This is a genomic window from Spongiimicrobium salis (assembly GCF_043678055.1).
GTDB lineage: Bacteria > Bacteroidota > Bacteroidia > Flavobacteriales > Flavobacteriaceae > Spongiimicrobium > Spongiimicrobium salis.
The window spans coordinates 1,126,871-1,148,781 of record NZ_JBHEQA010000002.1 but is presented as its reverse complement, the minus strand read 5'-3'; the positions used below and the strand labels follow the sequence as shown (position 1 = coordinate 1,148,781).

Below are 21,911 nucleotides of genomic sequence, written 5' to 3'. Positions count from 1 at the left end.
CCAAGGGGATGGATTCCCCGCAGACAACGAGTTTTTAATGTTCATACAGTCAATCATCGCAGAGGTGGCAACATTGTCATCCCTTGGCGGCAGCGACTACATATTAAGAGGGTGCGAGATCCAGGGCGACAACGTTGCCCCGGGATGGATGGTGCTCGATAATGAGATATTTCGGTTCGAGGGCGGCCCCCTCGCCGTTGATGTTACCATTTCGGAAACGATAGAGGATGTAACCTATTTAGAGGATCTGGCGCCACAGGACGGCTTGGGCGATCAAAAGCCCGGGTACTTCCATAGGAGTGCAATTTTTGGGGATACGGGCACTTACACGATTCCATTTGCCTCTCTCGAGCGTGTAAGACCGATCACGGATATCCAAAAGCAATTGGTGCCCATTGGTGCCATATTGGATTGGAGCGGGGCGATAGCGGATATACCACAGGGATGGAGCTTGTGCGATGGTGCCAATGGCACCCCGGACCTTAGGGGGCGTTTCATAGTTTCATACGATTCCCGGGAGGCAGATTACGATGCCGTTGGAAAACAAGGCGGAGCGAAGGAGGTGCCCCTGACCGTAGACCAAATGCCGGCCCACAATCACACAGGAACGGCCACGGCCGCCGGAGCGCATACAGTGACCACAAGGATAAGGGAAGACGCTTTCGGTACGGGAGATGGGGCCTCATTGGCCCGAAATACATCTGGCAATGATGAAGGTTTTAGGGACTTCAATTCCAACCCCGTTCCCAACCATACCCATTCGGTCACGACGAACAATGCGGGAGGTGGACAGCCACACGAGAACCGCCCGCCTTATTACGTCCTGGCTAAAATAATGTTCACGGGATAAAAAGAGCCCCGGACTTTCTGTAGGTCGACTAAAACATAAAGAAAAAGCACATTGTGCATGGCCGGGGCGTAAGCCTAGCATGTTCAATGTGCATCAATGTTTTAGTCGACAACAAATATAGAAAAAAATGAACACACCTATAAGTTATTATGGAGGCAAACAGAACCTTCTACGAACAATAATCCCCCTATTTCCCGATCACGTTACTTACACGGAAACCTTTGTCGGAGGAGGTGCGGTCTTCTGGTCCAAGACCAAGAGCGAGGTCGAGGTGATCAATGATTACAATAGGGAGCTGATAAACTTTTACGAATGCGTGCAGAATGAATTTGTGGAACTCGAAAAGCTTATACGCATTAGCCTGCATAGTAGAAGTCTCCACAATGACGCAACGGTCATTTACAATAATCCCCATATGTTCGATCGATTGCGGCGCGCCTGGGCAGTCTGGGTGCTATCCTCCCAGAGCTTCAGTAGTATGCTGGACGGAAGCTTTGGATACGATGTCAAAAAGGGCTCCACGAGCCGGAAAATAACCAAGAAACGAAATAGCTTCACGGAAGACTATGCCATAAGGGTCCAAAACGTACAGATAGAATGCACCGATGCGCTGCGGGTTATCATTTCAAGGGATAGCCCGCATACTTTCCATTATCTGGACCCTCCATACTTTAATAGTGATTGTGGGCATTATGATGGTTATAGCAAGGATGATTTTGAGAACCTTTTAAAACTGTCGGCAACGATATCCGGTAAATTTCTTTTGAGCAGCTATCCGAGCGATATCCTGCAAGAATATGCTAAAAACAATGGATGGGTCCAAAAACGTATTGAACAGCCTGTGAGCGTAGCGAATGGGGTTGGAAGTCCGGGAAAGAGGAAAATAGAGGTGCTAACGGCCAATTACGACCTTTCGAACCCTAAAGGGGATTTAAAGTTGTTTTAATCTAATTCAAGAGGCCAATATGAGTCGCTTTTTATTATTGTCCACTCACGGCAGTAAATGTGTCCATTGTACTCAAATCGATTATGCTGCTTGATCAATTCCTTGAATATTTTTTTTAAAGTAGATTTTTCTTTCACCTCTCTTTTTGGAACACCTGATCGACCTAAATACTCGTATACACCCTGTTGGTATACGGCATAATGTCCATTATTGTCCTGCACCTTGATATAACTCTTATGATTGTCGATGACCGCCATGAGTATCTCATCGATATTGAACTCTTTATCCACCTTTTCTTGATTTTTTGAAGCGATTAAAGATAAGAATTTCATGTAGCGTTCAAAGCCAATTTAAAGGACGTTTAAAACGCAATCAAAACATGGACTTTATTTTTTATGTATAATTTGTTTTCCTTCAATGTATAATTCGATTTCCCGATTATAGCCCGTATGTGCTACCATACATCAAACAAGCATCCACAGGCCAAGAAAATGGAGGAGGAATTTCGTAGGCAAACGCGATTCCCAGAGCTATACACCCCTTTTTATCATATGAATGGATATGACCATGAAGTAATACAAGGTCTTTCCCAGAATGAAGATGAGATTGTGCCCATGAGATGGGGCATTGTACCACCAGGAACCCTGAATATACAGGCTTATTGGAAAGAATTTGGAGGTAAATGTTTAAATACGAAGAGTGAATATGTTTTTGATAATATTCGTACCAGTGATGCCATCCTTCACAATAGGGTAGTCATTCCTGTTACAGGATTTTTTGAGCCACATGACAGGGGCGATATATCTTTTCCTTATTTCATAAAACCGGTTGAAACGGAATATTTGGGAATGTTAGGATGTGCGGTACGATATGATGAAATGTATCTTTTCACAATACTTACCACCGTTGCAAATGATTTTGTTGGAAAAATCCACAATATTGAAGAACCTCGAATGCCGATAATGGTAAGTCCCGATAAAGCAGATGATTGGTTAGACCCTACTTTAGAAAGGTTGGATATTCGTGATATAATAAATGATCATGTTACGCCAAAATTAGAAGCTTGGCCAGTTATGAAATCAGTCACAAACAGTCATGTAAAAACTAATGTTCCCCAAGCTTTGGAAAGATATGATTATCCGGTACAGGGGACTTTGTTTTAGTTCTATTGTATTACTCCGTGGTGTCTTCCCATATTAAATACTGACGGAACCATTCCCACGCCATATCTAAAAGAGATTCACTCTCTATTCCATGGTATGAAGAATTATCAGTGTGGTAAGCAAGAGTAAAAGACTCTTCAAAAAAGGTATACTCTTTTTTTCTTTGTACATCCTTGATTAGATGTATGGGAAAAATTTCATGTGATATAACTTCTATCATAGTTATCCCCTTGTGGATGATAAAAAGCCTTTGATCTGTTGTAGACCCATCTTTAATCGGATTTTCGCCCAACAGAAATTCAGGTAATTGAAACTCGTAAATTTTTTCCATTTGGTTTATAGTTTATTGGCTTGAGTCAAGCCATGTCCAGGAACTTTTGCCTATCCAAAAATATATCTTTTGTGCAAATCATTTTACTGATGTCCACAAAATCAAATGATATAGGCACTATTTACTCCTTATTATGTTAAAATTAGGCATATACCTAAAATAATTCTATTTTTATTTGCAATCATTTAGGTATATACCTATATTTGAACACATCTAAAAAGATAAATTATGAAATCACAAGCAATTAAATTCAAAAAAGCGCATGAGTTGGCAAGAGACTGGTCTTCTTATAAAATGAGAAAAAAGCTTAACAACTGGACGTTTAGCTATAGGGATTTCTTTTCCATGGCTTTAAAGAGTTTGAATAACGTAAAGGAAATCATGAACGACTACTTAAGGATAATGAAAAATGAAATAATGGGGGATAGAACGGATAGGGGGGTGATGTTCAATTCTACTGGCAGGTTCACGAAAATTATGAGGGTTGCGGACGAGAAGAGTCACTTTGTTGGTTCTATTATTGAAAATGCGATCAATGGAAAGAATATCAGCGAAAAGCAGGCATGGTGTGTAGCTTATTTTGCAAAAAACAACAGTTTAATTATATAAATTGAAAAGTATGAAAAATTTACCTATTATTCTTAAGTCAGAGTTGAACATTTTAGAAAAAAGCAAAAAGGGAACATTGATACTGGATAGAAATGATTACTCGAAGTTCGGTATCGAGACTAGGCCGTTTGGGTTGACTGCGATTCCCAAAATAAACGGAGCCACAAACGAAACAATGTATGAGATAAAATATGTTTTCAAACACTCTTTCTCTCCAACAAGAGGAAATGTCAGCGGATCTGTGTATTATAAAATAATTGATATCGAATCCATAAAAAAAGACTTGGGCATAGACAATTCAGATATTGCAGAAATGTTCGATTACAAAAATGCAAATAGTTTTGCTACTAGCACAGCCTACAAGCGAATTTTGAATGGATTGGTTTCATTTTATACATTGATAAAAGAGAACGGTCAACAATAAAATTTTGTGATATACAGATTTCTGTAAAAACAATCCAACTTACCTCCATACATTGCATGTATGAAAAAACTTCACAAGCTTTTAAATGATTGGATTGTAAAGCCTATCAGGGATTTTATCCACGAATACAACACGATAAGAGTAGAACTAAAAGAAAGTCACGGAGAGAGCATTAAAACTATGCAGATGCGCGTAATACCCCCCCATTCACTCCAATATCATAGTTGAAGAATTGAACAAACGATTTTATGTAGAGGGAATCGAAGTATCTGAGGAAGGAACGCTGATTACCCTATACGGAAAAATAACACCATTGCCTGTGAACGGCACGGTTATCTGATTACTTTTAAATTTTGACAAAGGAAACCCGGAACTAGCTATTTCGGGTTTTTTCATTATTTCTTTAAATTCCTTTTTGTGCTCTAAGAGCTTTATAAAACCATTTAAGGTTATGAGAAATTTCCTGAAATGTCAGTCCATTAAATGCAAAATCCTCTTCTGGAAATCTATTAACCCAATCGTTTCTTTTAACTCTTTGCATTAATTGGTGTGATGGTCTTTTAGGATTCATTTTTCTATTGGTATAAATTCCATTACTAAATTAATCGCAGGATCTTGTGGATTCATGTTTTGGTGAGGATATCTTATTTCTCCCACTACTTTTCCGTCAAACTCAAGAAAACTATGGTCATTAAACGTATGGCTTATGATAGTAAACCTTCCTTTGTCTTTAATTAAATCCGGTTCCCTACCCAAACAATGAACTGATAATTTATGGAAAAACTCTTCTTGCATTTCCGCAATACTAATCCTATAATCGTACAATAGATTGTTAATTTTATTTACGTCATACTGGATAGTTGGTAAATCCAATTCTGATATTCGACGAATATCTATTTTCTTAGGTTTATTCATAAAATATTAATTTTCAATCTTTTCCTTTAAAAACCCATATAAAGAAAATAAGTAGACCTGTATATCCACAAATTAAGTATGGCAATTCTAACCACTGGGCATCCTCAACATGGCCAAGTATTAAAAGGCCAAATGCTATTATCAATATTTCAACTCTTTTCATTCGTATGGTTTTTCATTCGTTCAAACACTACTACCGCTAATTTAGCCCAGCGTGGAAGTTCCTTATTGGGCTGTGTTGTTGTTTTTACGCTATTATAGGTATTCCCCGTTATTTTGGAAATATCCGAATTCGTAAGGTTTAAATGCCTTTTCATAGCTTTAAATCGATCGTGCCAATTCATGTATTAAAAGTAAACTTATATTTACTAAAAAACAAATAAAAGTAGGGATATTTTTACAAAGTTTTTTTATAACAGAGTATGTATTTTTAATGCTATCTCGATCAACTTCAAAATAAAGTTCAATAGGTTCAAGAAGTTTTTATTTCCTCTTCTGCTTTGGTCTGGATTCATTTACTATCTTGTTTTATGTTAGACGGTAAACATAAACCAAGTAAGGTGCATTTGAAATGGGAGTTTTGATAAGTTCTAAACGAAGTTCATTATTATTTCGATACTTTTTCGATATTTAAATTTTGTAAATATGATAAAAGTAAATGAATACGGTGCTTAACAATATTTTGACATTATACCTTCTAAGCAGACGGTCATAGGTTCGAATCCTATCGCGATCACTACAAGCAAAAAGCCTGCATTTTTAATGCAGGCTTTTTTAATTCTGGAAATCGAACAAAAGAAGTTTGAATCAGTTTCAAGAATTAAAAAAGGCAAGACAACCGTCTTGCCGCTTTGTATTTGCAAAAGGGATTGCAATTATGATATGCAATCCTATCTGGATCACAATACCAAAAACCTTGTCTGATTGTGTTTAAAAGGGATTGTTTATAGCTTTATTAGGTTTTAGATAAATAGTTTTGTGTTTATAATCTAAAATAATTTGAAATCTGTAGATAATCTCATTACCTAAAAGTCCAGAGAGATAACTGTTCGCACCTAAAGAGCCTTGTTTCGTTATGGACAAGCTTGTGGGAACATTTTCAAAGATATATTTATCTATACGCATACTTTGCACATGACCCATTAACTCTTCCCCAACATCTTTTGTAATTCCCAATGACTTGCGAGAATACGTATCCCCAACCTTTTTCTCCAATTGATACTTTTCTACAAAGTGATTTGCCACACTTAAAGAACCACTAAAGCCAGTATCAAAGCAAAAATCACCTTCGATATACGTGCCATTTTTAGGAGTAAACCCCATTCGTAATATTGGTTTTTCATTGATCAGGGTTATAGAATGTTGCGTAAATAGTTCTAAATTAGAAATATCTTTCACTCTCCGGAACAATTTGATTTTTTTAGTTTCAATATCTACATAAGTAATGAATTTGGAAATAAGGCTAGAACCAATAATACCATCAATTTTTTCATTTAAATATGTACTAATATGGCTTAAATCAATAAGGGCCAAATCTATTCTTTTAAGCGTGAACTCCTTAAAATGAAGTTGTTGTTTTGTAGCTATCTCGGCTACATCAGCACCTGTTACGCCTACAGATGCGTCAATGTATTTGGGTTTAATGCCTAATTCTTCTGCTACAGATTTATCGATAACGGTGCCTTTTACACCGGTATCAAAAACAAAACGTAATTTTTTAGCACTATCATTTACTGTAATTTCTAGGTATATGTAGTTAGACGTCTCCTCTTTTTCAAAAGGAATTTCATAGTGTTGAGCGAATGAAACATATTGAGATAATAGAAAAATAAATAAGAGACCATGTTTCATAGAAATAGATTTAATAGCGATCAGTTATTGATGTTGGGTAAGAAGGAGTTACTCGGATATTTTACAAATAAATTTAATATAAGAACCTTGATAAAGATAAAGTAATCTTCTTAAATGAAGAGCAGATATGGAATCTAGAAAAATAACTTAGAAGAGAAGAGTCGTAACGTTAATCTTTCGTTTTGTCAAATCCCAGTTTTTTTCCTACAAAAGAAACGGAACAAACAAAAAAGCTAATTGAAAATATCGTTAATGATACAAGTAAAAGACCGCTTAGGCTGATAACATCATTTAGTTTTAACAAGGTTAGAATTACGCTAACGATTAAAGAAGATATTAATGTAATGGCACTATTAAAGAATTTCATTTTGTAGGGTTTTGTTTTTATTCAGCATATTTAGAGTTATTTCATGCTTGTTTGATAGCCTATTCATCACAGGAAGTACCAACTTCGTTAGCGCAATGCGCTGCAATAATCACTATAACTAAGGGGTGGGCAGCTGCTATACATCCGGCCACTCCATCACAAAACTTATCTAAATCATTAGCATAACATTCGCAAAAATCCTGATCTCCATGTTCTGGATCTCTCTCACTTAGCGATGATCTGATTTCTTTATTGCTAAATATGTTCCATTCTTCTACGATATATCCATCATCGCCATTAGCAAACGTAGAATTGACTAAAATGTTGCCTTTTTCGTTATAGGCATCGATAGCCAGGCCATTTATTTTTAAGATAATTTCCTGACCTTTGAATGAAAGTTTTACATCACCGGCACCTTCAATGTTGACATAATCTATTGCTGGATTATTCCTTAAGGAAGCGATTACTTCTTCGTCCACTCCTTCAGTTGTTGCATCCAAATTGATATCATCTATGTTTTGACAACTAAGAAATAGGGTTAGAAATAAGAAGTAGATATAATACAGAGTTCCCCCTCTAAAAGTTTTTGTAAAGGTCATTTTAATAATTTGTTGGTTCGCATATTAAACTATTATAACAGATCTCTTCAAGAGGGGAAATGAAGTTGTAGTTTCTGTTAATATTTAAAAATAAGTAAGAAAATAACTACTTTGTCTCTACTTATATGCAAACAAATTTAATGATTGTTTTGAATAAGTATGTAATGAAAACCATAGAATTTCAAAGGTTTTTCTTTTTAAAAACTATGGTTTTAATATAAACTAACCGTTTCCTTTTTTGTAAACTTGTTACAAAGTTTCTCATTTTTAAAGATTAATGACCACAATAAAAATCATTGTTTAAATGAAAAATTAAACTAAATAATGTCCAATATAAGTACAGGTAAAAGAAAATCTGGACCAAAACTGACATACTATTTTTTTTACATTAAAAAATGGTTCTTAATGTTACGTAATTGGTTTTGGGCCTTGCCAATGTTTCAAAGAGCCTTAATTTCATCTATTGCCGGTGCCTTCTTTGGATCAACGGTTGTAGGTTTCTTAAATACCTATGCATTATATTGGCATGCCTATCGCAATAATTTCAGAATTCCCGTAGAGGGTGTGGAGTATCTTACGCTGGCAATATCAATTTTTTCCTTTATGATTATGATAGTGGGGATAGCAGTAACAATTCTTGTCTATTGGGGGATTTCTAAAGTACATCATGTCTTTAATCCTATATTCAAATTCTTATCTTTTGATCAACAAAAGTATTCAAAACTAAAATACATATTTCCCATAACGATTATCTATCTTACTACCATAATATATGCAGTCAAAGATCTTTATATAGATTTCAAAGATTATTCAAGCTTTAATGAAGCGCCCTTCAAAATCAGGTATTATTATGGTGCAATAATTCTATATATAGGAACTTTTCTCGTAATTCTTTCTATTTGGTTGAGTCAGTTAAACAACAAGCTCATTACGATGATAAGCACACTTTTTTTTATCAGTCTAGTATGTATAGGGATTTTTTTTGAACCCATTTATAATCATTTTTTAAGTTCCATAAAGTATGGTGGGAAAATCCCAATAGCGATTGAATATAGGGCAGGTGATAACAGAGAAAAGATAATAAAGGGTATTTTGTTATTGAAGACAGAGGAAAGCATCATTTATGAAAAAAATCAAAAAGTTGAAGAAATTCCAGCAAATAGAGTTTCTAGAATTAGATATGAATAAAACGATTTTAATGTTCGAATCCTGCTACCTCTCCATCCCCAACTCGTCTACCTTAAATTTTGTACACTAAAAAAAGAAGGAACAGCACATTTTGTTAATTTAGCTCTAATAGAATATGGATCTAGAACAACAACTGCTCTTTTTTTTCAGCGCTTTAGGTGCTTTCAACGGCCTTGTTTTAAGCGGTTATTTTGCCTTTTTCTTTAAAGAAAGGAGCAGGGCAACCTACTTTTTGGCTGCCTTATTGTTTGTCATCAGCGTCCGGGTGGCAAAATCGGTTTTTTTCACATTTAGTCCTACCATTACCAATACTTTTTTGCATATAGGGCTTACAGCTTGTTTGTTGATAGGGCCTTTTTTATACCTCTATGTCAATGAAGTGAAAAAGCCCATGAATACCGCTAGATTTTCATGGTTGTGGCATGTTCTTCCCATATTGATCGCAATGCTGATTATACATTATAAGTACCCTTATCATGAATATCGCCACCTATGGCAACGTCGTTATCATGGATATCTCGGATGGTTCTTGTTTGCGCAATGGTTTTGCTATATTGGCATCTCTGGCTATCTCATTCGGAATTCCCTAAAGGCTTGCTTTACAAAAAGTAAAAAATCCACGGATTTAGATTTTTGGTTGGTCAATGTTGTTCTAGGGGTAGGATTAATTTGGTTGGCTTATTTCACTACGACATATACGTCTTATATCGTAGGAGCCCTATCTTTTTCCTTTGTCATCTATTTGATTATTCTATTATTCATCGTAAAAAAGAAAAGAGGCTTGGCATTCTTGGAAAAAACAACCTCTTATCAGAATAAAAAAATTGGCCATACAGAAGGAAAAGCCCTGCTAAAACGCCTAGATGATATATTAGGGGAGACTACATTTTTTAAAAAAGACGATTTTAAACTGGGAGAATTGGCAGAATTAATAGAGGTTACCCCGCATTATCTTTCTCAATTTTTAAATGATAATCTAGGCGTGAATTTTCCAAATTTCATCAATTCCTATCGCATCAATGCGGCTATGCAAATGATCAAGACCCATCCGCATCTTACTTTGGAAGCCATTGGAAAGGAATGTGGCTTTAAATCCAAAACTTCTTTTTACAAAGCGTTTAAAAAGGAAAATGACATGACGCCTGCGACCTATAGAAAAACGGTTTCCCCATAATTTGGTACACTTTTATAAATCTGAACGTTTTTGGCCGCTTAGTAGGGGTGCGACTCATATGGCAAGCCGTATTATTGCTGAAATCAAAAAACAAACTCATGAAAAAATATCTTTTAACAACAGCTATTATACTTTTGACTGTATTTAGTACGCAAGCACAGGAAGACCGCAAAGCCGTTGAAAAAACGCTGAATTATTATTTGGAAGGCGGAACCAATAACGATTTTGATACGCTTAAAAAAGCGTTTCATAACACGGCTACCATGAAATTTATAGGAGGGGAGTATAAGGAAGTAAATGCAATCGATTTTTTTAAGAAAGTAATGAAACCGGGACCAAAACAAAATCGAAAAACTAAAATTGCCTCCATTGATATCAGTGGTAATGCGGCCCATGCCAAATTGGAAATAGAATATGCTACTTCCAAGGTCATTGATTATATGAATTTACTCAAAGTAGATGGGCAATGGAAAATTGTGGGAAAAATATTTTATCGGATGAGCAAATAAGGGACGGGAAGTACATAAAACGAGAGTTCATGTATTCTTAATAAGATTTATTATTTAACCTCCTAAAAAGTAGAGCGCAGTCAGAACAATTCATGGACAAAAAGCTCTTAATGACTGCGCTCAAAAAACGAAAATTTAAATACCTATAGCAAACTAGGGTATTTTAATTTTTGATAATCATCTTTGTAAAAGTTTCAGAGCCTCGGATTTCCTTTAAAATATAGGTGCCGTTGGGTTGCTTGGAAAGGTCAATGGATACCGTTCCTTTGGTGGCTAATTTTTGAGAATGTACGACTTGTCCACTCATGTTGTACACGATAATTTCTCTTGCAACGGAGGTACTAGGACCAATATTTGCTTTGAGCGCGGTAGTATTGGAATTTTCTTGTTCCAAGAAAAAGACACCGATGGGAGACGGATTGGGAAAGATAATCCCACCTCCACAACAAATACCCGGTGGGTTGCTCAAGTTGAATTGAAATCCGTCAGAAAGAATATTTCCATTAAGATCGTTATCTGCAAAAAAGAAGAAAAAACCTCCTGTATTATTACCACATAAACGGTTGCTATCTATAAAAACGCTGTATGACTCAACATCGGTGCCATTAGGGGGAATAGCGTCCCCTCGGCCAAAAGACTGTACATCGCAATCATTGAACAAATCCAAGGAATTGTTGCGGGAATAAAAGTGTGAAAATTGTGGGCGCCTGCTTTGTCCACCAATATTTCGGAGCGTTACGCTAAAATCATAAAATCGGTTTCTAAAAAGTGTGGGGATGGTCGTACTGCTATTACTATCGTATATTACCGTACTGGCCTCGTCCCGAACCACAATCCTATCTATATCAATTACACCAGGAGAAGTTCTGATATTAATTTGTACGGCAGTAGTATTGTTATTTTCGTTCGTTTCGGTAATAGCGTTCGTACCATCTGCTCTAAAGATAATATACTGCGTGCCTGATCGGTCTGCAGGAAGATTGAAGGTTGCACTTTCCTGAGTGCTGGTTTGATTGATATTCAGCGACTGAACCGGATCGGTGGCCAGTCGTACATCACCAGCGCCAATGGTATTATTGGAAGAAATCCAATACTCCAAAGTAGAACTTCCTGCATTTTGTGACCCTTGATTACGCACATTGGCCCGTGCCGTAATTGAAGCGCCAACATCCAAAGTACCTGAGGGAACCGATGGATTGACAACCACCAAATCTGGATTTGGTGTTATGCCATTAATAAAAATACTTCGAGTACGAATATTGTTACTGGTATTTTGATCATTGATATCCAAATGCCAAACAATATAATAGGTACCTGTCACCAGATTATTTGGAATATGCGGATGATGGTTTTCATCATCATCTGCAGCAGGGCTCCCGGCGGGGTTCATAGCACGTACCACATCGAAATTTGAACCAGGAATAAAGCTGCCATCTACATTAGATATAACATTCAAGGGGATAGGATTTCCATTTAAATTTGGCGTACTGTTCAAGTAATAATACATCCTAAACGAAGGTGTACGGGCCGTTCCTATATTAATTAAATCGGTCCGAATGGTAATCCTTTGATTAATATTGGCGGAAGCAGGAGATTCTCTATTGGAAAAAGTCGCATCCTGGGCAAAGGATTGAAAGCAGAGCACAAATAGGCTAAGAAATAAAGTGATTTTTTTCATACTTTTTTATTTAAAGATTTATTGGGTTGAAATTACAAGTTATTAAAGTTAATTCCTACGTAATTAAGAATATTTACCTTTAGTTTACAATAATATAACATGGTGAAAATGTCAAGAGAAATATGGAGTTCCTAAAAAAAGAAGTCCGCTGTTTCCCAGCAGACTTCTTATTATAATCTTCATATATTTCAGAGCTCAAAGCCAAAGTAGTCTTTTGTTTTATCTTCCTTTTTTAATGCGCAGCATATACCCTATCATTGCCTGTTGAAATCATGTGCAATTTTTAGGACGAGCAGAAATATATTGATAGGAACCTGAAAGTAAAAGGCTAAAAGCCACCTAGGCCACCTCCACCTCCTCCACAGGAAGCGCTAAATTCAGCTAGATTAAAGCCAGTGATCGTTACGTTGGGACAAGTAGAATCTACAGTTACGCGTATGGAAAAACCTCCAGAAGTAGGAGATTGTACCTGTAAGGTATTCGTTCCTTGTCCACTAATGATAGTAGCACCTTGAAAAACGGCCCATTGATACGATGCTCCACTGACGGGCTCATTGGGATCGGCCATAAAGGTAAAGACATCGCCCATACAGGCTCCGGCAGTTTGATTGATATCAATATATGTAGGTGGGTTGACCTTAGAAATAGCTAAGGATTCACTACATACAATATTGCCATTGGCTCCGTTGGCCAGAATACTTCCACCATTGAATCCCGATGAAAATTGCACCGTGACCGTACTGGTTCCTTGTCCACTTAGAATACTGATTCCCGAGCTTGGTGTCCACGTAATCGTACTAGGCGAGAAATTTGAAGTATAGGTATACGTCGCTGTAGTTCCTGGAGAAGCTACGGTACACCCAAGAACGTCACATTCTGTTCTTGCGGTAGTGTTCGGGCCTTTAGTGACAACCGTTTCTTCGATTTCACTTGTGGCATCTTCGTTCGGAATCACCTCTTCCGTAGTACAGGAAAAGAATAGGAGACCGAACATAACAATCATGGATAAAAATTTGGTGCTTACTTTTTTCATAATAGTGATTTTTAAGAATGGATTAATACTTCCATTAAGGTACAAATCATTATTAAATTGTAAGTAAAAGACTACATTAAAAATACGTTAAATTTTAAATCACATTATTTATTTTTTCTAACTTTTTTTCAAAATAATCCTTCCAACTGCCCGTCAATCTTGGGGTTGCTATGGCTTTTTTAAGTAGTGCTATATTGGTCTTATCAAACATATAGAGTTCGGTAATATCGGCTATGCTGATGCTATTTTCTGCCTTATAGTGGGGCCTAACAGCATCTCCAGGGCTTATAATACCTTCTTGGAGCACTCCAAAATAAAAGCCTGTTTTTCGGGAATCCAAAAAAACTTTGATCCATTGGTCATTGCCCAATTTCATTCCTAATTTATAACAGGGAAACCTGGGTTGTACTACTTCCAATAGGGTAGTACCTATAGCGAATTGATCTCCAACATGAAGTTCATCTTCAAACATTCCCCCTTGAATATTCAGGTTTTCTCCGAAATTTCCCCAGGGCAATTCTGATACGCCCAATTCCTCTTTCCAAAAAGAGTAGTATTCCGAGGCAAATACGCTAATGGGTCTCGTTACTCCTCCATGCAATTTGGTATCCGATTGCCGATCTCCAGCGATACCCGTAAAGGATACTTCTACGGGATGTTGTAAGGGAGATTTAAAGATAGAGGTTCGGATTTCACGCCCTTTCCATACTTTGGTCTGTGGCGTGCCCACGCTAATGGCATCCAGTTTCATTCCCATCTATTGGATAGGACTGGAAACAAGTTCTATATACTCCATATTAAAGGCGATATAGCCTTGGATCTTTTTAGAACGGGCTAGGGCTTCCTCGTAACTCCAAGCAAAGTAATTTTCGGTAAAATCCCCTTCTATATTCCAATAGGTAGCATCGCCTTTAATGGGACAATGACTTGTTCGTTGTGGTTCCAATACCAAAGGAATTTTGATATCCGTTTTGGGAAGGTAGAATACCGGATTGTAGACACTTTTCCCAACTTCCTTAAGGATAAGGGCATTTGTGGTCTCCGCAATGGTTTTTCCCTTATAAAGAAGTGTTAGTTTTCTTTTATAGGGATCAATAACGCTGTAATGTCTTTTTTCTTCCATGATGTATTGTTTGTGATGTAACGATTAAAAATTTAGGAAGGAACGGGCCTTAAATTCGTGAAATATGCTTCCTATCCTTGTTGCAGTCTTAGTCGTAATATGGGGTACATTACTTTCAAGCTTTTATTTTCCGTTCCTTCTTTCCTAGTAAGATCGTGATGCTACATTAAAAATTGAATTTTAATCCAAGTTGGGCACGCCATCTAGAATTTTGTAAGTCAATGACCCAAGGACGCTCATTTTCGTCAATGTTAAATTGATATTGGGGTTGTTCATTTTCAATACCTACAAAATTGAGTAAACTAAAACTGGAGTTCACAACGTTAGGCACGAATACCAATCGTCCCCAATTTCTGTTGATGAAATTAAAAACATTGAGCATATCCATGGAAAGTGTAATCGACTTTCCGTTTCGGAATTGTTTGGTATACTGCAATTTCATATCCAACTCATGGTTCCAAGGGGTTTTTGCGCCGTTTCGTTCTACATAATCGCCTCTTCTACTGCGTAAATAGGAGTCATTTTCAATGAATCGATCTAAACGTTGCCATTGTTCTTCGGCCGTTACGGTAACCGTGCCGTTGCTATCCGTAATATCCACAAGCTGTATTTGTGAGGCATCCCTTGGCACAAATACGAGGTCATTTCGGGAAGAACCATCCCTATTAGGGTCGCCCTGATACACATAGGAAAAGGGACTCCCTGAGCGTCCATTGTAGAGAAAAGAAACATAAGCATTGTTCCCTTTTCCAAAATCATAGTTGTAGGAGTGGCTTGAAACAAATTTGTGCCTTAGGTCAAAATTGGAAAAAGAAAGCCCTGGGTTATTCCCGAAAATGGCCTGATTCCATTCAAAATTAGCAGCGGGAGAACTCCTTACTGTACTGGAAATATCCTTACTAACGCCATAAGTATACCCTAAGTAACCAGAATAATTCCCCTCTTGTTTTGAAATGCCCGCGGTAAGGTTGTATCGGTATCCCTGATCGGTATTGGTCAAGAGAAAGACATTGGTGAAATTGGGATTGATCTTAATAGCCTCCCCGGTCTCCAAAAAATAGGGCCTATTGTCCGCACCTTGAAAGTTTCCAAGCTCATCCCTTCTATTGATCGATTGAAACAGAAGTCCGTTAAGCACCTTGGTATAGGTGGCCTCAAAATTTATAGTCCATTGCTTGGGTAGTCGTCCTTCAAAAGCAATATTGCTTTTCCATTCCCTAGGCAAGGTAAAATCGTTATCAATCAGATTAATTTCGGCCAGGTTGGGTTGTACACTTCTCAGGTCGGCCAAATTTTCGGTTAAGGGAACGGCTTCATCCGGGCGAATATCAATATTGAAATATTCCGTTCCAGAAATATATTCTACGTAGGCGAACCATAAATAGGGTATTCGACCAGAAAATAGACCTGTACCTCCACGTAATCGAAAGTTGTTCTGGTTATCCAAGATGTAATTGAAACCTACGCGAGGATTGAATTGGGGAGCTTTAGATATTTTATTGTCAAAACGACTAAACTCCGGGGTATTGCGTACTTCATCACTTATAGGGAGGTCGCTAGGTAAGAACTGCGCATCCAATCGAATTCCACCGGATAGGGTCAACTTATTGGAAACGCGAAGTTTGTCCTGTGCATAGAGGGCCGTTTCCAAAACAGAAACCGTTGCTGAGGGTCTGTTGCTTACAAAGTCAAAATCATTATTGTTGATATTGTACACACCTCGGATTCTTCGGGGACGATCATTTAAAAAATCGTCTACGGAACGATATTCCCATCTTCCATTCCAGGCCGATAGAAAACCGTATTCCACATCGTGAAACTGTACTAAACCACCTAGAGTAAAGGTATGATTGTTAAGGGTATAATTGAGTTTGTCGGCCAATTGAAGCGTGTAAAAATCTGTATTGTAGACCGATGCTTCCCTATAAGTACCGGCAAATATCCTATTAGAGGAATTTGATGCTATTTGGATATGGGGAAAAACCCTACCATCAAAATCCCTATTTTCTTTTACTGTATTATAGCCCAAGGTTAGGTTGTTGGATACTCCATTGTCAAAATTAGATTTTAGCTCCAAAGCCAAACTATTGGCAACACTATTGTGTCTATATCCTTGATTCCCAAAATTAAAAATGGAAGAGTTCCATTCCAGATTATCTGCAAAACTATTCACGTAATTATTGCGAAGGGTAAGTTTGTGGTGCTTGGATATATTGAAATCCAATCGGGCAAAAATCTTTGTGCTGGTCGTTTTTATGGAGGCATTTGTAAAAGTACCAGGGTCATAATTGTACACATCGATCAATCTATTGGATATGGCCTCTACATCCTCCAATGCAATGTTGGAGGTTGCACTTCCAGGTGCATTCAATACCGGAGTGTCCGACAACGCTTGTTCAACATTGAGATAGTAGAATAATTTATCCTTTTTGATAGCGCCGCCAATACCCGCTCCAAATTGAATGTCATAGAAATTGGCTACATCTTGTTCAATGCCATCGGCATACTTGCCCAAAAGAATTTGATTATTGCCATAAGCATATATTTCTGCATCGGTTTTATTGGTACCATTTTTTGTGACCAGATTAATACTGGCTCCACTAAAATTCCCAATACTGACATCAAAAGGAGCTAGCTTTACGGAAAGCTCTTTTATGGCGCCAAGGCCTATAGGTTGGGAACGGGAAAGGCCTCCAGGTGTACCATTGGCAGAGGATCCGGCAGCACCACTGGCAGGTTCTTGAAACCCAATAATGTCATTATTGGCAATACCATCAATATTAAGGTTGTTAAAACGGTTACTTGCCCCTCCAAAAGAATTTAAATTGTTTTCGGGTAAGTTCTTTGTAAGATCTTGAATACTTCTATTGATGGTTGGGGTCGCCTGTAGTTGCTTTTTACCGAGAACGGTTTCATTTCCATTTTTTTGTTTAATAATGGAAGAAGTCAATACCACTTCATCCAAGGCAACATTTTCTTCATATAGGATAAAATTTTTGACCGTTACATTCCCTAAATTGATGATGATGTTATCCTCTGTAATTGTTTGAAAGCCTATAAAAGATATGGTGATTTGATATTTGTTGGAAGGTGCTAAATTGTTGATAATGTAAAAACCGTTTTCCTGGGATACTGCACCGTAGGTATAGTTGGTTTCAGTATCTGTAATCTGTACGGTGGCAAAAGCGATGGGCATATTTTTATGATCGACCAGCTTTCCCTGAAGTATACCAGTGGTCTCTTGACCATAGGCTGATAATCCATAGATACTGGCAAGAAGTACTATAATAAGTGTTCTCATTTGAAATTATTCTGATAATAGATTTGTTGAATGGCATAATATAGAACCTATACAATTCGTATTGTGCGTATATGGAATACACAGTACACTTGCTGTACAGCCTATAAAATGTATTGAAATAAATGAACCGGAGGAATTGTTCCTACGGAAATGCTAAGGAAGAAAGGAATAGGGAGACCCTCGGGTGTGAATTTGGGAAAAAGATAGAAAGGATATGGGCTCTATTTCCTGATTAAAAATAGGAAAGGCAGCTTGTAACAATTGCTGTATGGCAAGTCGCAACCTTCTTTGAAAAAGATCAAGTGTTCTATAAACACGCTTTAGGTCAACAAGAGAATCAATGTCATAAAGAACATCCAATAGCAAATACGAGGCATCAGCTTGAACAATATAGTGTTGAATCTGCTGGCGAATATGACCAGTATTCCAAGAAAAATCAACAAAGATATCTTTCTTAAAGTGTTCGCGCCGCAATCCCATCAAATAGAAACCTCCATCGTAGGTAGGCCCCAATACTATGGTATTTTCTTCAAGTTTTTTAGCGGTCTCCTTTAAGTGGTGAACCGTTAGATTTGGGCTATCATTTCCAAGGGTGATAACGGCCTCATAGCCTTTGTCATATATTTTTGCTATTGCATTGGAAAAACGCTCTCCAAAACTAGATCCAATCTGTTCGTTCTCGCAAAAATGAAAATAATCAAGTCCTGAGTCATGGGCTATCTTCAGGGCATGGGCATTCAATTCCGAAGGTAGATCGGAGTGGAATAAAAACGACTTTCTCTTTACCTCCTCCTGTTGGGAGAGGGCAAAAACTAAAACAGCAGTTTTCAACGAAGTCGTTGGCTTCAAAGGATAGTCTATTTTGATATCATTTATTCAACAAGCATGCTACCTCAATTGCAGTTATACATTTCTACAACAGTATGCATGTTACATTCTAATCGTAAAAGTAGCCAATATTTTTGATGAACATTGTTAAAAGATACAATAAGATGAGGGGTACACCTGGGAAGAAAAAAAACTAACAAGAACAAAAATCCAGATACGCCCTTGAAAACATATCTGGTTCTGATTTTATAAGGAAATGTATCTTTTTATTTTACATCATCCAGGGCATTGGTAATCAAGGTCTTTAAATGTGCCTTGTGCGCTTTGGTCGAGGTATTGCCCCCTCCACTGGCTACCATTCTGGAAATGGCCTTTAAATTGTACAGGGCCATGGATTGTGCGGCTGAGGTAAACCTATCCTTGGCTCTCCCATTTAGCATGGCAATTAACCGCTTTGTATAGGCTACTTGTAGGTTTTGTCGGAAGGAATTGACCGAACCATAAATATCCGCAGCAAAAATCCCTCTATTTAATTCCCCCATAAATTCGGCAAGATCATATGAATTTCCATAGAGTTCCGAATCACTGATGCGCTGAAGGGTATTGGGATGTAAAATATGCTGTAATACATTCTGTTGAAAACGCAATACAAGCGCATGTATTTTTGGATCTTCAGGCCCGGCAAAGAAGTTATAACCACGACGCTGCCTTGCCAGATAATTATAGAGTTCATTGGGCGTACGGAAAGCATTCTTCCCAAAAATATGGGTATTCAATGCCGCCATGGCTCTTTTTTGATCTTTATAGGCCACTGGCGTATAGGGTTGTGTTTCCCCTTCTTGTCCTGCCATAGCCCGATCTACATAAACCCCGCCAATGAAGCGCGACATCACATTTCCTGCCTGTGCATATTGCCCCATAAGGATAGCATGGGCCGTACGAAGTTCTTGATAGCTTTCCCCATCTTTGGTGTACCGGTCCTTTAACTTTCCAAACATTTTATTCACCAACTTTATACGGTCTAAGGAGTACGAAATTTGATCATTGGAAAGATCCCCGGTATTTACCCTGGGATCAATTCCTCTTCCCGGCGCTCTCATGTCATCGGCATCGTTGCCAAAAATCAATTCGGGCTTTGTGGATTGCGCCAAATGGGCCTGCATTTCGTTTTCAGAAGCAAAATTTTGATAGCCAAACTGAATGGCCCATACATCATAAGGCCCTACATTGGTACTATAGTATTGCCCTTGTTTCGCAGGATCATTAGCTACATTTATGGCGGTATAATCCATAACAGAACCTACTAAGGCTTTTCCTTTAATAAACGCCGGGTCATTTAATTGTGCGGGTGTAAATAACTGACTGGCTTTCATATTATGATTCAAGCCCAAAGTATGTCCCACTTCGTGCATTATCAATTCCAGCATGGATTCTTTCTTTAGGCCTTCCATTTTCATTTCATCCGCACCTTCAAGCAGCAAGGCGGCCCTTCCAAATTGTGTGTTAAACTGCATCATATGTCCGTAGGAACAGCTAACCTGATGGCTCTTATTGTTCCAATCCAAATGCGTTTCTTTTCCTTCGGCGGTAATATCATCGAATAATTTTTCAATACGCACACGATTGGTATGGTAAATGAACTCTAACATGATATCAGCGCCTAATATTTGTCCGGTTTTGGGATTTACAAAGCTCGGGCCATATCCTCCAAAAGGAGGGTTGGGAGAAGAAGTCCATCGCAAAACATTATAGCGGATATCCCCGGCATCCCAATCAGCGTCATCTGGTTGTATTTTTACAACCATGGCATTCTTAAATCCTGCTTTTTCAAAAGCATTGTTCCATTTTAAGACCCCTTCTTTAATGGTTTCCCTAAACTCTACCGGAGTGGTATTCTCTATCCACCATGTAATGGGTTCCACAGGTTCGGACATTGCGGCATTGGGATCTTTTTTTACCAAATTCCAACGGTGAATTTTATCCCTATAGTTAAGAGCTTCCGTAGATGTCATATCATTGGATTGCGTAAAGAAAAATCCAACTCTGGGATCATCATAGCGCACCTTATAATCGTTTTTAGGCAATGCTATAAAACTGTGATATACGGTTACGCTAACATTTCTGCCATCGGTTACTGCTCCACTTCCACCGTTTAATACAGAAGGCTTGGAATAGACATAGGATATGGAAAGGTCTGTGTTCTCTGGATAATTCCGAATAGCTTTGATTTTTGTTTTTCCCTTATCTAGATTTCCCAAAGTAAAGTCTGTAGGCCGACTCCCAGGAAAACGGGGCGGTTTTACCTGACGTAGGGTTTCCCTTAGGAAAAGATCGTTTCCTTTGATCAAATACAATCCTTTTTCCTTGTCATGGGCCTCTATTTTAAAACTGGCCATGGGAGCTTCACTGATATTGGAACTCTTAGCTTTGGATAAGGCGTTTTCTTCGTCAAAATAATACGATAGGTTTTGATAAATAAACTCTATTTTATCGTAATATTTTTCGATTTTGAAAACCCGTGATCCGCCATAAGCGCCTTTAAAACTGGAGGCATCCAAAACACCGTTGGCCACCTGATTAAAATAAATGAATTCTTTATTCAATTGATCTTCGGTAATCAATAATTGAATTGCACTATTGGTGGTGTCCCTGTAAATCGTAAAAAGACCTTCTATTTTTTCACTACTTTTTGTGAGGTCTTTGATGGTTTTCTTTTTAGGTGCTTTTTTGGGAGGGGCGGGAGCCTCTGTTTTTCCTTTCTTTTTTCCTTTTTTTCTTTTTTGCCCTTGCATTTCAAAACTACTGAATAAGCTAAAGCATATGGTGAAGCACAACAGTCTTACCAGAATTGATGATTTCCGCATAATTGATTGATTTTAATTGTTACTGTGAAATTTATTGGCCATTACATTATGAATCTCATAAATATAATATAAAATGATAAAAAAATTGATATTTCGTTACATTTGACACTTTTTTTTATGATTTACGGCTCAGTTCCGAACTTTGTATTTATATAATA

Annotated in this window: 22 protein-coding genes; 8 read left to right on the top strand and 14 right to left on the bottom strand. The window is 37.7% G+C overall.

Translation table 11 applies throughout. From position 1 onward, the window contains the following. The first annotated feature begins 64 nt into the window (after positions 1-64). Positions 65-850 carry a phage baseplate protein gene (locus ACEXOE_RS14165; protein WP_394749470.1) on the top strand — a complete coding sequence of 262 codons (786 nt, stop codon included), beginning with the start codon at positions 65-67 and terminating at the stop codon, positions 848-850. Between the two features lie 127 nt (positions 851-977). Further along, a complete protein-coding gene (locus ACEXOE_RS14160) occupies positions 978-1,796 on the top strand; it encodes a DNA adenine methylase (protein ID WP_394749469.1) in 819 nt (272 codons plus the stop codon). Here the strand turns inward: ACEXOE_RS14160 and ACEXOE_RS14155 are convergent. Then, complete coding sequence (locus ACEXOE_RS14155) at positions 1,793-2,128, bottom strand: hypothetical protein (RefSeq protein ID WP_394749468.1); 336 nt, start codon at positions 2,126-2,128, stop codon at positions 1,793-1,795. The genes ACEXOE_RS14160 and ACEXOE_RS14155 overlap by 4 nt on opposite strands. Before the next feature lie 117 nt (positions 2,129-2,245). On the opposite strand from ACEXOE_RS14155, the gene ACEXOE_RS14150 reads away from it, so the two are divergent. After that, entirely contained in the window at positions 2,246-2,959 is a 714-nt protein-coding gene (locus ACEXOE_RS14150) for an SOS response-associated peptidase (protein WP_394749467.1), read from the top strand. Between the two features lie 10 nt (positions 2,960-2,969). On the opposite strand, the gene ACEXOE_RS14145 is transcribed toward ACEXOE_RS14150, so the two are convergent. Continuing rightward, positions 2,970-3,290, bottom strand: coding sequence for a hypothetical protein (locus ACEXOE_RS14145; RefSeq protein WP_394749466.1), 321 nt, complete (start codon positions 3,288-3,290; stop codon positions 2,970-2,972). 228 nt (positions 3,291-3,518) lie between these two features. Between ACEXOE_RS14145 and ACEXOE_RS14140 the strand changes: the two genes are divergently transcribed. Continuing rightward, positions 3,519-3,899, top strand: a complete 381-nt coding sequence (locus ACEXOE_RS14140; RefSeq protein WP_394749465.1) for a hypothetical protein — start codon at positions 3,519-3,521, stop codon at positions 3,897-3,899. A 10-nt stretch (positions 3,900-3,909) separates the two neighbouring features. Then, on the top strand, positions 3,910-4,323 hold the full coding sequence (locus tag ACEXOE_RS14135) for a hypothetical protein (RefSeq protein WP_394749464.1): 414 nt from the start codon (positions 3,910-3,912) through the stop codon (positions 4,321-4,323). Positions 4,324-4,890: 567 nt separating this feature from the next. Here ACEXOE_RS14135 and ACEXOE_RS14130 read toward each other — a convergent pair. The 5 genes from ACEXOE_RS14130 to ACEXOE_RS14110 all read right to left on the bottom strand — a co-directional run bounded on the left by ACEXOE_RS14130 (position 4,891) and on the right by ACEXOE_RS14110 (position 8,055). Beyond that, positions 4,891-5,238: a hypothetical protein gene (locus ACEXOE_RS14130; protein ID WP_394749463.1), complete on the bottom strand. Its 348-nt coding sequence runs from the start codon at positions 5,236-5,238 to the stop codon at positions 4,891-4,893. A gap of 13 nt (positions 5,239-5,251) precedes the next feature. After that, the gene (locus ACEXOE_RS14125; RefSeq protein WP_394749462.1) at positions 5,252-5,401 is read right to left on the bottom strand and encodes a hypothetical protein; all 150 of its coding nucleotides are present in this window, start codon (positions 5,399-5,401) and stop codon (positions 5,252-5,254) included. Beyond that, positions 5,388-5,555, bottom strand: a complete 168-nt coding sequence (locus ACEXOE_RS14120; protein ID WP_394749461.1) for a hypothetical protein — start codon at positions 5,553-5,555, stop codon at positions 5,388-5,390. Before ACEXOE_RS14120 ends, ACEXOE_RS14125 begins: the two co-directional genes overlap by 14 nt. A 613-nt stretch (positions 5,556-6,168) precedes the next feature. After that, positions 6,169-7,089 (bottom strand): pepsin/retropepsin-like aspartic protease family protein, encoded by a 921-nt coding sequence (locus tag ACEXOE_RS14115; RefSeq protein ID WP_394749459.1) that lies wholly within the window; start codon positions 7,087-7,089, stop codon positions 6,169-6,171. A gap of 426 nt (positions 7,090-7,515) precedes the next feature. Beyond that, positions 7,516-8,055 (bottom strand): hypothetical protein, encoded by a 540-nt coding sequence (locus tag ACEXOE_RS14110; protein WP_394749458.1) that lies wholly within the window; start codon positions 8,053-8,055, stop codon positions 7,516-7,518. A 324-nt stretch (positions 8,056-8,379) separates the two neighbouring features. Between ACEXOE_RS14110 and ACEXOE_RS14105 the strand changes: the two genes are divergently transcribed. From ACEXOE_RS14105 to ACEXOE_RS14095, 3 genes are all read left to right on the top strand, one after another. After that, positions 8,380-9,243 (top strand): hypothetical protein, encoded by an 864-nt coding sequence (locus tag ACEXOE_RS14105; protein WP_394749457.1) that lies wholly within the window; start codon positions 8,380-8,382, stop codon positions 9,241-9,243. A 115-nt stretch (positions 9,244-9,358) separates the two neighbouring features. After that, on the top strand, positions 9,359-10,417 hold the full coding sequence (locus ACEXOE_RS14100; RefSeq protein ID WP_394749456.1) for an AraC family transcriptional regulator: 1,059 nt from the start codon (positions 9,359-9,361) through the stop codon (positions 10,415-10,417). 98 nt (positions 10,418-10,515) lie between these two features. Then, the gene (locus ACEXOE_RS14095; RefSeq protein ID WP_394749455.1) at positions 10,516-10,926 is read left to right on the top strand and encodes a nuclear transport factor 2 family protein; all 411 of its coding nucleotides are present in this window, start codon (positions 10,516-10,518) and stop codon (positions 10,924-10,926) included. A 163-nt stretch (positions 10,927-11,089) separates the two neighbouring features. Here ACEXOE_RS14095 and ACEXOE_RS14090 read toward each other — a convergent pair whose 3' ends face one another. The 7 genes from ACEXOE_RS14090 to ACEXOE_RS14060 all read right to left on the bottom strand — a co-directional run bounded on the left by ACEXOE_RS14090 (position 11,090) and on the right by ACEXOE_RS14060 (position 21,753). Then, positions 11,090-12,604 carry a CARDB domain-containing protein gene (locus ACEXOE_RS14090; RefSeq protein WP_394749454.1) on the bottom strand — a complete coding sequence of 505 codons (1,515 nt, stop codon included), beginning with the start codon at positions 12,602-12,604 and terminating at the stop codon, positions 11,090-11,092. Between the two features lie 328 nt (positions 12,605-12,932). Further along, positions 12,933-13,637, bottom strand: a complete 705-nt coding sequence (locus ACEXOE_RS14085; protein WP_394749453.1) for a hypothetical protein — start codon at positions 13,635-13,637, stop codon at positions 12,933-12,935. A gap of 94 nt (positions 13,638-13,731) precedes the next feature. Then, on the bottom strand, positions 13,732-14,394 hold the full coding sequence (locus ACEXOE_RS14080) for an MOSC domain-containing protein (protein ID WP_394749452.1): 663 nt from the start codon (positions 14,392-14,394) through the stop codon (positions 13,732-13,734). Beyond that, the gene (locus ACEXOE_RS14075; protein ID WP_394749451.1) at positions 14,395-14,760 is read right to left on the bottom strand and encodes a DUF427 domain-containing protein; all 366 of its coding nucleotides are present in this window, start codon (positions 14,758-14,760) and stop codon (positions 14,395-14,397) included. 166 nt (positions 14,761-14,926) lie between these two features. Continuing rightward, positions 14,927-18,061 (bottom strand): TonB-dependent receptor, encoded by a 3,135-nt coding sequence (locus ACEXOE_RS14070; RefSeq protein WP_394749450.1) that lies wholly within the window; start codon positions 18,059-18,061, stop codon positions 14,927-14,929. 153 nt (positions 18,062-18,214) lie between these two features. Further along, positions 18,215-18,910: a TIGR04282 family arsenosugar biosynthesis glycosyltransferase gene (locus ACEXOE_RS14065; RefSeq protein ID WP_394749449.1), complete on the bottom strand. Its 696-nt coding sequence runs from the start codon at positions 18,908-18,910 to the stop codon at positions 18,215-18,217. A gap of 245 nt (positions 18,911-19,155) precedes the next feature. Next, on the bottom strand, positions 19,156-21,753 hold the full coding sequence (locus ACEXOE_RS14060) for a zinc-dependent metalloprotease (protein WP_394749448.1): 2,598 nt from the start codon (positions 21,751-21,753) through the stop codon (positions 19,156-19,158). Positions 21,754-21,911 lie beyond the last annotated feature (158 nt).